The sequence below is a fragment of the Bacillus sp. AK128 genome (assembly GCF_053903075.1).
On sequence record NZ_CP096379.1, the window covers coordinates 346,396 to 360,641 of the forward strand.

10 protein-coding genes are annotated in these 14,246 nt (G+C 37.8%); 6 read left to right on the forward strand and 4 right to left on the reverse strand.

Annotated features, from left to right (window positions below):
• The first annotated feature begins 182 nt into the window (after positions 1 to 182).
• Positions 183 to 686, forward strand: coding sequence for a VanZ family protein (locus M1D60_RS01665; protein WP_456277496.1), 504 nt, complete (start codon positions 183 to 185; stop codon positions 684 to 686).
• Positions 687 to 940: 254 nt separating this feature from the next.
• Here the strand turns inward: M1D60_RS01665 and M1D60_RS01670 are convergent, their stop codons facing one another.
• Positions 941 to 3,709, reverse strand: a complete 2,769-nt coding sequence (locus M1D60_RS01670; protein ID WP_456277497.1) for a DEAD/DEAH box helicase — start codon at positions 3,707 to 3,709, stop codon at positions 941 to 943.
• Positions 3,702 to 5,351 carry an SWIM zinc finger family protein gene (locus tag M1D60_RS01675; RefSeq protein WP_456277498.1) on the reverse strand — a complete coding sequence of 550 codons (1,650 nt, stop codon included), beginning with the start codon at positions 5,349 to 5,351 and terminating at the stop codon, positions 3,702 to 3,704. The genes M1D60_RS01670 and M1D60_RS01675 overlap by 8 nt, the downstream gene beginning before the upstream one ends.
• A 285-nt stretch (positions 5,352 to 5,636) precedes the next feature.
• On the opposite strand from M1D60_RS01675, the gene M1D60_RS01680 reads away from it, so the two are divergent.
• Positions 5,637 to 6,770 carry an SEC-C metal-binding domain-containing protein gene (locus M1D60_RS01680; RefSeq protein ID WP_456277499.1) on the forward strand — a complete coding sequence of 378 codons (1,134 nt, stop codon included), beginning with the start codon at positions 5,637 to 5,639 and terminating at the stop codon, positions 6,768 to 6,770.
• A gap of 288 nt (positions 6,771 to 7,058) precedes the next feature.
• A complete protein-coding gene (locus M1D60_RS01685; protein ID WP_456277500.1) occupies positions 7,059 to 7,613 on the forward strand; it encodes a hypothetical protein in 555 nt (184 codons plus the stop codon).
• Between the two features lie 123 nt (positions 7,614 to 7,736).
• Here the strand turns inward: M1D60_RS01685 and M1D60_RS01690 are convergent, their stop codons facing one another.
• Together M1D60_RS01690 and M1D60_RS01695 are read right to left on the reverse strand one after the other, a co-directional pair.
• Positions 7,737 to 8,654 (reverse strand): ketopantoate reductase family protein, encoded by a 918-nt coding sequence (locus tag M1D60_RS01690; RefSeq protein ID WP_456277501.1) that lies wholly within the window; start codon positions 8,652 to 8,654, stop codon positions 7,737 to 7,739.
• 146 nt (positions 8,655 to 8,800) lie between these two features.
• The gene (locus tag M1D60_RS01695) at positions 8,801 to 10,513 is read right to left on the reverse strand and encodes a triple tyrosine motif-containing protein (protein WP_456277502.1); all 1,713 of its coding nucleotides are present in this window, start codon (positions 10,511 to 10,513) and stop codon (positions 8,801 to 8,803) included.
• Positions 10,514 to 11,401: 888 nt separating this feature from the next.
• Here M1D60_RS01695 and M1D60_RS01700 point away from each other — a divergent pair.
• The 3 genes from M1D60_RS01700 to M1D60_RS01710 all read left to right on the forward strand — a co-directional run bounded on the left by M1D60_RS01700 (position 11,402) and on the right by M1D60_RS01710 (position 14,242).
• Positions 11,402 to 12,157, forward strand: coding sequence for a DeoR/GlpR family DNA-binding transcription regulator (locus tag M1D60_RS01700; RefSeq protein ID WP_456277503.1), 756 nt, complete (start codon positions 11,402 to 11,404; stop codon positions 12,155 to 12,157).
• Between the two features lie 187 nt (positions 12,158 to 12,344).
• Complete coding sequence (locus tag M1D60_RS01705) at positions 12,345 to 13,100, forward strand: HAD family hydrolase (RefSeq protein WP_456277504.1); 756 nt, start codon at positions 12,345 to 12,347, stop codon at positions 13,098 to 13,100.
• Between the two features lie 248 nt (positions 13,101 to 13,348).
• Positions 13,349 to 14,242, forward strand: a complete 894-nt coding sequence (locus tag M1D60_RS01710; protein ID WP_456279548.1) for a carbohydrate ABC transporter permease — start codon at positions 13,349 to 13,351, stop codon at positions 14,240 to 14,242.
• The last annotated feature ends 4 nt before the right edge of the window (positions 14,243 to 14,246 follow it).

The window sequence follows — 14,246 nt, forward strand, 5'->3', positions numbered from 1 at the left end:
CGATAGGTTTGTTGTGGGGGATTGGTCTTAGTATACCTTTGTGGATTTCCCTCTTTGGTTGGATCAAGTTGATTTGCTATATTTTATAGATATACCTTGAGTCTGCTCGAAGAAGAGGAGGCTTTTTTAATTACACCATCTGTAGTAGACTCATATTAATTAGTAAAAAGGTGGAAAAGAGTATGAGTCGATTGATATATTGGATCCCCGTCATAATGATAGCTGGGATTATTTTTTGGTTTTCCTCACAGCCTTATCAAGAACAGGATGTAAAACCTTTTTTAACAGATTTTATAAATGAGGAATGGGTGGAAACAGGCTTTCATTGGATTGAGTTTGATTATGCGGGATATTTGGTGAGTGTAAAACACCTAGGAGCTGCATCGTTTATTGAGTTCTTTATTCGAAAGGGAGCTCATTTCGGAATCTTTTTTCTACTTGGTTTCTTCACCATTCGAGCGACACTGCAGACATTTCTAAAAAATCGAGTCATGACTAGCTTGATCACTTCTGGTCTATTTGTGTTTTTATATGGTGTTCAAGATGAACTACATCAGCATTTCACGGGTGATCGAACACCGCTTATTCATGATGTAATAATTGACACGGTCGGAGGAATTGTTGGAATACTTATGTACCTCGTACTATATAATCGAAAAAAAAGACTTCCCCTATCCAATAAGTAACAGAATTTTTCCGGCTAAATTTACCTAAAGAGAAAAAGCATGATGATTAAAAATCACCATGCTTTGGGTTATTATTTGTACGTTTATTTATTATTTCCACTTCAGAAGATGACCCGTTAATCCATAGTTGGATAAGGGTTATTTCTCCTTCACCTTTCGTGACATTGCCTCATATAGCTCTTGCCATTCTTTAGCCTTATCACGGTGCTTAGGATCAATTGTTTTAATCTCTTCTTTACTTTTTTTCGCCATATTTATTCACTCCAATCCGATCGTAAAGAGAAGAGTTCATGGAGATCTCTCGTCGAAAGCTCGGTAATCCATCCTTCGCTTTGGATGATCTCATCATTTAACTGCTGCTTTTTCTCGAGCATATCATCAATTTTCTCCTCAAGTGTCCCAGCGGTAATCAGCTTATGAACATGGACAAATTTCGTTTGCCCAATCCGGTAAGCCCGGTCTGTCGCTTGGTTTTCAACAGCAGGATTCCACCAACGATCATAATGAATCACATGGTTAGCCGCTGTGAGGTTTAACCCTGTTCCACCAGCCTTTAGGGATAAAATCAAAAAGCGCTGCTGTTCCTCTTGGAAATCATGGATAATCCGGTCGCGTTCAACCTTTGACGTTCCGCCGTGTAAAAAGCGAACCGTTTGATTAAATTCATTTTCCAAATATGAACGAATCATATTTCCCATTTGAATGTACTGTGTAAAGATAATACAGCTTTCTTCTTGCTCGTTAATATGCTGAGTAAGATCTGAAAGCTTCTCCATTTTATTCGAACGAGTTAACAGCTCTTTTGGCTGTTCTTCCTTTAAATAAAGACTTGGATGATTACAAACCTGCTTGAGCTTGCTAAGCATTTTTAACACGAGCCCTTTGCGCTGCATACCGGACAGACTTTCAATCTGAGAAAATGTATCCTTCACGAGCTGTTCATAAAGGGATGCCTGTTCAATCGTAAGAGCACAGTATTCCTTTTGCTCCTGCTTATCCGGGAGATTTAGGGCAACTTCTTCATCCTTCTTTGTTCTTCGTAGTAGGAAAGGACGAATCATTCGTTGAAGCTGTCGAACCTTTTCCTCCTCTTGGTCACGTTCAATCGGTACCACATAGCGCTTGTGGAATTGATTAAGACTTCCTAAATAGCCTTTATTGATAAAGTCATAGATTGCCCATAGCTCAGAAAGTCGATTCTCCATCGGTGTACCGGTTAACGCAATATGGTGCTCACCAGTTAAGCTTCGAACAGACCGAGATTGCTTCGTATCGGCATTCTTAATATTTTGGGCCTCATCAATACAAACGGTACTCCAGTTAATCTCTTGAAGTTCCTCGACGTCAAGATGGGCAAGTCCATATGAGGTAACCACAATATCTGCATCCTGAATCTCTTTTTGAAAAGCGGCTTCCTTCTTCCGGTTTGTCCCGTAATGCAAATAAACCTTTAAAGAAGGAGAAAACTTTTCAAGCTCCTTTTGCCAGTTTCCTAATACGGAAGTAGGACAAATGATGAGAGCAGGCTGCTTTGGTTTTTTGTTTTCTTTTACATATAAAAAATATGTGATCATCTGAACAGTTTTACCAAGCCCCATGTCATCAGCTAAACAACCACCAAATCCAAAGCTTCGTAAAAATAACAGCCACTCCACCCCATGCTTTTGATAAGGACGAAGTGTACCTTGAAGAGAAGTAGGGATCTCAATCTTAGGAAGCTCCTTCACTTCAGTTAGCTTCTTAATCATTCCGGCAAGCTGATCGTTTAGCTCGATTTGTATATGCCTAAACAGCTGAGCATTCTCTAGTTCCTCTATGCTTTTCTCTCGATCTTCCTCTAGTAACTCCTGTTCCAAGACATCCCAAAAGCGAAGACCTTCACGATTTGCTTTTTGCATGATGGTTTGTACTTGCTTAATAAAGCCAGGGTCAAGTCGAATCCACCGACCTCTTATATTAATAAGCCTTCTTTTTTCATCAACAAGCTTGGTGAATTCCTCTTCAGAAATATCTATTCCATTAGTAGATAAACGCCAATCGTATTGGATAATCGCATTCATTCCGACAAAAGATTGCCTAGATGAGCTTGGAGTATTTTTCACCTTTGCCTTTAACGCAAGCTGAGAAACCTTAATCGACTGCCACCAGGAAGGAAGTAGGATCTCGATACCAGCATTCGTTAGGGCAGTACTTGCTTCTGTTAGAAATTCAAACGCTTCGATTTCAGATAAGGTAGTTTTAAATCCAGACTCACCTTGTAGCCAAGGTACCATGGTAGCAATTCGATCGATTGCTTTTTGAATATCTGCTGAATCCTCTTCGTCCAATTCACGGACCTCATGAGCCAGTAAGATCTCATCAGGTGCTTCCTTTTCACGAAGAATCACGGATAAATTCCAGTCAAAGCCTTCCTCAATCGGCTCTTCAAGCTGTAAACCAACTCTGAATCTTGATGAGTCTTCCTTCCAACCAATCTTCAAAAGCCAATCCTCTTCATCAACAGCTACACCGCTTCTTCGTAAAAGAGGGTAACGGCGTTGAAGCTCACTCCAAAGGTGCAGCAACTCTTCGTCCGATTGGATATATTCCTGAATGGCAGCGCTGAACCATTCTTTTTCTGTATCAAACAAATCTAGTTTTGTGTGCTTCCAGCCGATATGTCCGGCCTTCCATTCATCAAAGTCTGGCATGAAATCACCGTTGACAATCGCATCCATTAAGGTCGAAGCAACATTACGAAACTGAACAGCCTGACCATCCCAATCAAGTGGAAATAGGGAGTTATAATTCGGTTGCGAAAAATAATCCAAGGCCATCCAAGGGGTAAGAAGAATTCCCTCATATCGCTTCCAATTGAGTTTTTTTACGAACGTTCCATAGAAGGTTGCTTCATGACGTGCAAAAGCAGCGTCCTTCCACTCGTCAATGCTTAAGTCACGGCCTTGTTCATTTTCAACCCAAATAAACATTCCTTTGGTGTCCAAGTATTCTGCTTTTCCAACCAATGGCTTAATCTCAATCATGAAGCAGCTTTCCTTTCTCTAATTCCTCTTGAAATGCTCGCAGTCGTTTATGCTCATTAGCTAAACGATGAATAAAATTATCCCAGCGATCCATCTGTTTAAGCTGGCGATAATGAGTACGAAGCTTCTTTAAATAGCGAACGGCTTGCTTATAAGCCGGTCTAGATTTTTGAGCAATCGAATCATTGACCGCTCTATGATAAATCGGCAGTAACACTTTCCGATCAATTTTTTCAATTTGTTTCAACAGCTCTCGACTATGCTCAGATACATCAAAGCCAACTAGCATCTGTAAATCCGCCCATGCCTGATAATCCTCCTGTTGAAGGAGTAGGTCATTGTATTCCATATAGCTATACGGAAGTAGTGATTTCATCGCATGGATATAGAGGGAGGATTGCTCATTTTGCTGAGAATGGTCAGCAAATATCGGTAAAAATTGGCGAGTCAAATTTCGCTTGGAATAATAGTCCATCATCGTTTGGTTATAATCCTTTAATAGGTTTAAGGTGTGAGCTAACCAGACTTCTTGACGCTTCCATTCCTTTGAGTTTCCTAACGTACCCGCCCAAAAATAACAAAACTTTATATAATTGCCTTGAATTTTTGTTAATAAATCAACGGCCTTTTGATCCTGCTTTAAAAGATATGCCATATGTGCTAGCGCAAATTGGCAATCAACCGCCTGAGACTGCTTTTTGGCAATATAGCCTTCCTGTTTTTTCAACAGGGTAGTTTCCTCGTCAATGATCCACTTTTTCTGATTTAAAAGGGTATTCCAAATCATAAAATAAGCCATTAGTCGCTCATATTGATACTCATTTCCGCAAAAAAGAAGAGCGCGAATTTGTTCTTTTGTTTCTGTTAAAAGAGTATCAGATGAAAGGGGAACGGCCAGCTTTCGAACATCTAACAGCCTCTCGTGAATCGTATCAAGTAACTGGTCTACATAAGGAAATACGTAATTATCCTTGCTGCTGAGCGAAAGTCTAGATTGCTCAGATTCCTCCACTAACCTTTGCATCGTAAAACTGGCCGCATGAATCATAAATAATTCCTTAATAAACGGAGTCGTCGGTGCATTTGCTCGTAAGGTATTGAAGAAGTTTTTATATACGGATTCAAACTGATACATGGCATTAAATGAAAATCGGTTATTCTTTTCTTTTTCTTTATATAAATGATATTCCTTCTTAAAAAACGAATACCAGCTTCCTACACTTTCCCCAAAACTTTGCTTTTTCTCTTCTTCCTCTCCAGGTAGTCCTTTAGACCTAGTTTTTGTGATGGTTATTTTTTTGTTCTCTTTCCACTCTTGGAAAAATACCCCAACTCGGTCAACCATCGCATAAGAATAGAAGAAAACAGCAAGTTTATGACGGCATATGCCCTCAACTGAACAGGAGCAATGACTCAACACAAAAACATCTAGGTCAAGTGTCACATCATATACTTCTTCCTCCTGTACCTTCGCTTCAATATAGCGCTCCTCCATCACCGCATTATAAACACGGCCTTGACGATATAAATTCAAGCCCTTTTTCATCTTATCTCGATCATAATCAATATCAGGGCTTAGCTCCGTTCTAATCTCATTCGCACAATAGTGGAGCTGCTCTCTTGCTAACTCACTTTGAAGCATAAATATCACCACGCTTCCTTTTCCCATTTTGCAACATTCAATAAGTTCAAAAAATATCCATTCCCTTATTATACCCCAGAACGGAATTTAGGACTAGGTATGGTGTTTGTTATGGCTTGGCTATTGTTTTTATAGATCTAGCAACTCTATTAAATGGTTTTAATCGATAGTCATTATGCAATTTTATGATTTTAAATCTATTATTTTACTAGGGTGTTTAAGAATATAAGAATCTAGTAATAATGTTAAAATAAAGAAAGTAATAATTGAGGGAGAGGGCTCAAATTGAAAACAATTAATAGGAATGAAGCGTGTCCTTGTGGAAGTGGAAAAAAGTATAAAAAATGTTGTCAGCTTAAGAAACCGACACAACTAACAGATATATTGTCCTCTGAACTGGCACTTCAGCAGGAAGAAATTTTGTATTACGCATTAGAAGAATTTGAAGTTGAAATAGAAGAGATGTTAGATTCATACCCAACAGACCAAATGCCAAAAGAAGCGATTCTTATTTTACAGCACTTCATAGCATTAGATTGTCTATTTAGTGATGAGACCGCTCTTACTAATTACATAAGAAGTAATGGCTCAAAATTAAAAAGACCGAGAACCAAGCAGATTGTTGAAACTTGGGAAAGAGGTTTTTCAATGATGGCAAAGGTAGTGAAACGGGAGTCACCCATTCACTATGTGGTTTCTGAAGTTATTACTAATAAAGAGTTTTCAATCACATTATTAAATGAACGTGATTATGAAATCGATGAACGACTATTTGGCTTTTTTGTTCCGTATGATTCAGCCTATACGATTTTTACAGAAGTACTGAACTTTACTAGTGACGATGCATTCCATGGGGAGCAAGCAATTAAGGCTATTTATGAAGAGGAAATGTCTGACGATATTGAAACCTTTTACATGGAAAACTTTATCACCATACTAGATACACTCTTCTTTGGCACTGTAGAAGACCTAATCGAAGATTTAGAATGGGAATCTGAAGCATATGAGCAAGTAGCAGAGCTTGTTAAATTAGGATTTGATACACAAGGTGCAGCTAAACAAGTTGCTCATCTAGCCATCACATTATGGTACAAGTTCTGTCAACGTAATCAGCCGAAACGTATTCCAAAACCGTTACTTTATGTAGCTGCCATTCAATATATAGTTGATTCCACCATATTCCAAGATCCCGCCCTATCGAAGAAGGAATATGCGGAACAGTTCAAGCTATCACCTTCAAGTTTATCTACTAAAATAAGAGAAATAGAAGCAGTTCTTGAGAATGAATTAGAGGAACTAAGACTAGAAATAAGTGAGATTGATGTCTACAGCCTCTTTGATGATCTACATTTTGATGAAGAAGACGATGAAGATGATGACTTTTATATCGATGACGAGGATGAAGATTTGCCATTTTAGCTTATACACTTTAGGAAAGTTTTCATTGAATACTATACTAAGGATTTAAAGATGAAATCCCATTAAAAGAGAATAAGAAGCAAATCCTTGACGTTATGACGTAACGAATAAAGGAGAAAAAGCTGCCGAAGAACAAGTAATAAGTGTGACTTATCGATAGTAAGATTACTTGAGGAGTTCTCCACTAGATAGTGGGGACTTCTTTAAATTTTATTAAGAATTTACATCTTCTAGCAGATGGAGGTTTCCTTCATTGATGATATAATTAGAAAAAGGGAGGTGAGAAAAATGGAGGAAAAAATCTTTACAATCCTGCAGCAAATCAATGATAAGCTTGACAATCATACCGTCATCTTAAATGAGCATAGTGTAATTCTAAACGAGCATAGTATAACTTTGGAAAAACATGGTGTGATTCTAAACGAGCATAGTGTGATTTTGGAAAAACATGGTGTGATTCTAAACGAGCATAGTGTGATTTTGGAAAAACATGGTGTGATTCTAAGCGAGCATAGTTCAATATTGGAAAAGCATAGTGTGATCTTAAACGAGCATAGCGAAATCTTAGGCAACCATAGTCAATTACTAAATAGTCATGACGAAACCCTAAAAGGTCATAGTGAAATGCTAAAAGAGCACGGTCTGATGCTAGGTGCACTAAAAAATGGTCAAGAACTAATTCAAGCAGAGCTATCTGAACTTAGAATTCAAAATGCAAAAGACTTTGGAGATCTTAAGGAGCAGCTTAGTGGGAACGGAGTAGATATTGAATTGTTGAAGGAGGATAATTGGGAAAATAAAAAGGATATAAAACGCATTCAACAAACTTTGGGGATGAGTTAAATACTTAAATAACTTCATTGTTAAATCCACAACCAAAGACCGCGGTAAACTCTTCAAGAAACTAATTTCATATTCCGAAATGTAGTAGGACCGTTACTTTTCTAGTAACGGTCCTACTATCATTTATCTTCTATTTAATTCATACACCTTCAAATTAGTATAAATGGTTTTAAGAAGTGGAACCTGGATTTCAAAATCATCAGCTTGTTGATAGAGATACCCTTGTAAGTGATCCGCTTCTACAGGAAGCCCCTTTTCCATGTCTCTTTGCATGGAGGATTTCATTCCATATCCCATTTGACTCACACGTTTCACAATAGTTGCATCATAGTCTGCATCAATCGGAGCATCCATTTTCTTAGCAATCGCTGTTAATTCCTCACCTAATTGTTTAAATAAATTTAATCCGCCATTTGCCTCAAGAATAGGTCCAACGGCTGCCCTAGTTAAAGTGGTTACACCTGAAAGGGTAGTGATGAAAAGGTACTTGTGCCAAAGTTCCTTCATAATGTTATCACTGAGTCTAAAGTTAGCCTTCGTCCCACTAGTGGCCTTTTGTAATCGATTAATACGGTCAGTCTGCTCACCAGTTAGTTCTCCAAAAACTAAATCATGAAAGGGACTAGTTTGATGAATCCTACCATTTTCATCCAATGTTGTTTCAATAAAACATAAACCACCAATTACATTTTTTGCTCCAAACCGCACCTTCAGTGTATCAATATGAGAGATTCCGTTTAAAAGAGGTAGAATCATCGTAGATTCACCAACATAGTCAGTGATATCTTCCATGACGGCATCCAGGTGATAAGCCTTATTGGATAAAATCACAACATCAAACGGTTCTGTCTGCTCACCAACCATAATCGTTTTAGGCTTTAACGTAACATCACCATTCACACTCTCAATTCGTAAACCATGTTCAGCTAACTGCTGATTACGCTTTCCACGAACAAGAAACGTAACATCCTCACCCTTTTCTAACAAACGGCCACCAAAATAACCACCAACAGCCCCAGCTCCAACCATTAAGATACGCATAAAAAACCTCCTCTTTTCCACTATTTGTTATAAGTGTAAAGGAGACTTCGCTTTCCGTCACGCAAAAAGTAACATTTACATTTTAGCACTTTAAAGCATTGGGGGCCTGACCCCCAATGCTTTAAAGTGTTGAAGTGAAGCAGTCGCTAGCCTATATTGCTTTTTCGTTTGATTTTAAATGGTCCGCGTCTTTGAAGAATAATAGACTTTGAAAGCACTGCGTAGTGAGTGGGAGAGTTGTAAAATAAATAGGGAACTTCTCGGGAATCGTCATAGTCGTTTTCTGAGAGCTGATGTTTTACTTCTACTTTCACCTTGTACATACCAGGTGATGTTGAGGACCAGTTTAGTTTAGAGTTAGCGGAATAGGGTTGGATGATTTTCCAATCTATTCCGTTATAGATGGAAAACTGATATTCGATTGCCTCTGATTTAGGCGCAGTAATCTCAACTCTACTATTCACTAGTTGAATACCTTTTATATTCGCCGAAATTTCACCCACACTTGCAGGCTCATATACAATGTAGTCAACTACTTCTTCGCTGTCGAACTCCTCCTTGCTATGAATATGCTTCACTTGTACTTTGATATTATATTCCCCTGAAGAAATGGGCTGCCACTCCAGGTTAGACTTTGAGGAATAATCCTGTAAGGTGAACCATGATCCATTCTGAAATAGTAAAAATCTAAATAGATTGTTAGAGTCATCCTGCGTCGAACTACTTATGATGACAGGATTCTCGATAGGCTGCGGACTATCTAAACTCAAATCCAAGGATGCTAAACTAGCAGGCTCAAAAATGGTATATTCCAGCTCTTGTTCCGCATCGAATTCCGCTTGTGATATGGAATGCTTTACTCGAACTCTTACTTTATAGGTTCCAGGCTGCAAAGGATTCCAGCTATACATACCATCCTCTGAGAAATCCTTTACTGTCACCCATTCAGTACCATCGTTAATTGAATAGTGAACGAGATTTTCCATTTCACTGTTAGACACCGTAGAAAAATCAATCTGACTGTTAATAGGTAGTGGACCTTCTTTTCCACCGTTAAAAGAAGTGATGGCTGCCGGGACATACACTTCATATGAAATCACTTTTTCATCATCAAACTCTTTTTTCGAGGAATTACTTTTCGCCTGAGCCTTAATTTGATACGTTCCAGGGTTTTCGGGCTTCCAGGAAAAAGAAGAGGAGGCGGAAAAATCCTGAACTGCCTTCCAACCACTGCCATCATCAACAAAAAAACGATACTGTGATTTCAGATTTGCTTTTGCCGTCACAACGACATTTATATCAACCGGCTGGGGACTTTTCTGATCAACCGAAACAGACTGGAGCTTACTGTAAGGTGTATAGTTAACCGATAAAGCAATCGCTTCAAATGATTTGGAGGAATTGGTAATGACGACGTTTGTATATAAATTAACTTTTTCAAATAACCACCGTACATCATCATCATACATTCGTACACAACCAGCACTCGCGTATGTTCCGATTGAGGAGGGATTATTATTCCCATGAATAGCATAAGTAGTCCCGTACGTACCTCTTGCATCAAGTCCTAACCAACGGTCTCCAAGCGGATTACTAGGATCTCCCCCTGGAATTCCATCCTTATAGTAGGGGCGATTTTTAATCTTATTGACGATTGGAAATATCCCTTCAGGTGTTAAACTGTTACTCTTTCCAGTAGCTAATTTAAAGGTTTTTACATGCCTTCCGTTTTCAAAAAAGGCAAGTTGGTTAGTTGCCTTATTTATAATAATTAATTGATCTCCAATTTCTGCTTCAATTACGGTCACACCAATAAAAAGGCTCAAAAATACAATAAATACCCCAGTAAGCTTTTTCATGTGATCCCCCTAATATCTCTGTTACTAAACGATATTTTGAAGAGGGGGTATATATGCATAATTAAAGGGATTATTTGGAATTTACAGTAAAGATGAGACTAAACATACAAAATGAAAATGCACCCTATATAGGAGTGCATTAATATTGAAATATGATCTTCATATCAATGTTTTACTGAGGATTAATATTTTTGTCTTGTGGAATCCTTGGTATCAGCTTGTCTAATTCTAAAAATTGCCCTCCGTTAAATCTAACAAATCTATTACCATGTGTTCTAATTAATCGCATATTTCTTCATATGAAAATTAATTTCATGTGTCTTTCTCGCTTTTCCTCTTCTTATAGTGATTAATTGGAAAGATAAAAAACCACAAACCCAGTAGCCCATATTTCAACCATCCTTCAAAAAAATAATCTATAATAGCAAGGTATATCATGAAAAAAACGACATTCAAAACTCTCCATAAGATTTGTTGCAAATGACCCATCCCCTAATAAAAAAACTCAATTATAAAAATTAAATGCTTTATGATTGAAGACTACCCTACTCAACTGGTATTTTAACATTAAAATGATATCTATTTACCTGATTACTGACTTTCTTTTTATATAGAATGCATCTCAGGATGATAGAGTTGATCATCATGTGGTAATCTGAAAAAATATTGTTTCCTTAAAACAACTTTACCATTTTTATTTCTTTTTTTAGCGAAAATTCTCTTCTACCAGCTGCGGAGAACTTAAAAACTAATTTTTTTCTCGAAATAACCAGCAATAAATCCCCAAGATTTTTTTGTTGTTTGTGTAAATATTATGTAGTATATTTGTATTTAGTTTAATTTAGTTGTATATTGTTGTGTTTTTTATGTAAAGGTAGGGGGTTTTTTATGTTTGCAAAGGAAAGATATGATAAAATTATGGATCTCCTTAAACAGGATAAAGCAATTAAGGTTTCGTTTCTAGTTGAAAAGTTTGGTGTTTCAATTGAAACCATTAGACGAGACCTTGAGCATCTTGAAAAGTTAGGCCACTTACGTCGTGTTCATGGTGGGGCGGTTCTTGAAGACAATAGGCATGAGCTTACGTTTACGGTTAGAGAATCAAAACATATAAAGAGTAAAAGAGAGATTGCCGAAAAAGCAACTAAATTTGTAACGGAAGGGCAATCCATTGCACTTGATGTAAGTACAACGAATACAGAATTTGCAAAAGCTTTAAAAACCAAATTCGAACGACTTACCGTGCTAACCAATTCAATGACAATTGCGGAAGAACTCTCAAAAATGCCAGAGTATACGATTCTTTTTGCTGGTGGAATCCTAAGAAACAAAGAATTATGTACGGTAGGAGACTACGCTGAAGAGTTTGTATCACAATTCCATATTGATACCTTTTTCATGAGTATGAGTGGGATCTCACTTACTAAAGGATTAACTGATTATGGAATGGGAGAGGTACAAGTAAAGAAAAAGATGCTAGATGTGGCGGGACAATGTATCGTACTCGCAGATAGCAGTAAGTTCGATGTGATCTCCCTTACAAAGGTTTGTGATTTTAACCAAATTAATAGAATCATTACGGATTCAGGTCTGGAAAAAACGATATTAACGAAATACCTTGAAAATGGAATAGAAGTTATTTAGTCACACAAAATGCCCCTTTAGAGTGGGCATTTTTTTATTGGTCTAGGTGAGCCTTTCTTAAAAATTAATCAAGAAATAACAAAAAAAATGGTTGACTTTCCCATCAATTGTTTTAAAATAAACAACAAAGCAATCAAATACACATATTTGCAAATAACAACACACAATTACAAGGTAGGGGGGAATTATGGGAAAAGTTATCGTGAATGGAAATACCTATGAAGTAGATGGAATCCTTTTTGACAAGGATGGAACGTTGTTAGATTTTGGAACTCTATGGATAGGGTGGTCAAAAACCTTTATCGATAGAATCGTAGATCGAAATGATTTGCATTACGATAAAAATGAATTGGCACAATCAATAGGATTTTCTTATGCAGAGGGTTCATGGGACCCGATGGGACCAATCGCAATAGGGTCATTGCAAGATATCATTTCAATTTTAACATACTCACTTTATCGAAAAGGAATGCCGTGGAATGAGGGTTTTAAAATTGTAAATGAGGCCTATGTAGAAGTTGAGCAATCATATGATTGGAGTTCATCTGTAAAACCAATCAAAGGTCTACTTTCCTTCTTGGAACAAGCTGCTGCCCAATCTATTAAGATGGGTGTTGTCACATCAGACGACAGCGAACGAGCAAAGCGACATTTAGAGATACTAGGGATTGATCAATACTTCTCAGCAGTGATTGGACATGATTCAGTGAAAAAGGGTAAACCATTCCCAGAGATGGTGTATGCAGCCTGCGAACAGCTGTCAGTCAAGCCGGAACGAACGATTACGATTGGTGATTCTAATGGAGATATGCTCTTAGGGAAAAACGGTAATTCTATCGGTTGTATTGGCATTGTTTCATCATTAGATCAGCCTGTAGAACATTTACTCAATGCCGACGAAGTGATTCGAGATTATACATATGAATTTATGAAAATTGAGTAAAAGTGCGAGTTCAAAAAGGAGGATGAAAAGGACCGAGTAGTTTGAGGAGGTGAAGTTTTGAGTACCGGAGCGTATGCAATTAATACGTGAGGAACGGAAAAGCGAGCCAACCAAGAAATACGAAGTGTCATTTTCACCGGACTCTTTTGAACATCCTCTAAAAAGAAAGTGAAAGCTAATTTTCAAGACAGGGGGTTAGTTAATCGTTGAATACAGTAGTCGAAACCAAAACAACAAAGTCCGACCCTGTGCAAAAAAGAAAGAGGAATCCTAAACTTTCATTTGTAGTTACTCTACTAATTTTTCTTTTACCTGCACTGATTCCGTTAACCGTATTTTGGATTTATCCAATGTGTTATTCCTTATATATTAGTTTTACAGATTGGGATTTTGTTAGTACCACTTATAGTTTCGTAGGGTTAGGGAACTATACAGATTTATTCACGGACCCAGCCTTCTATGGTGTACTCGGGAAAACGCTTTATTTTTCACTCGGGGTAGTCATCCCAACAATCATTGGAGGGCTTCTCCTTGCCTTACTTGTTTTGAAAAATAGTAAGGGAATGGGGATGTATCGTACACTGCTATTTTCACCTTGGGTCACACCAACGGTTGCAGTAGCGATTGTATGGTCGTGGATCTACGAGCCTGAGATCGGGTATGCGAACTTCATTTTAACTAGTTTAAATCTACCAGGCCTTGAATGGACGAGTAGCACCACCTGGGCAATGCCAGCAGTTATTATCATGACGGTCTGGAAAGGGCTTGGTTGGGCAATGATCTTTTACTTAAATGCATTAAAGAAAATCCCGACAGCCCTATACGAAGCTTCATCAATTGACGGAGCATCAGGGTTTCAGAAGTTTATCAATATTACGATTCCACTTGTCTCACCAACAACATTATTCCTAGTGATCATCACAACAGTTGATACACTTCAAGCCTATGATCAGATTCAGGTATTAACACAAGGTGGGCCAGCTGGAAGTACACGGACAATCCTGTACATGTACTATCAAACCGCTTTTGAAGAATTCAATATGGGTAAAGCAACAACTGTATCCACCGTTCTTTTAGTCATCACAGTGGTTCTATCTTATATACAATTTGTTATGTCAAAAAAATGGGTTCATTACCAATGATAAA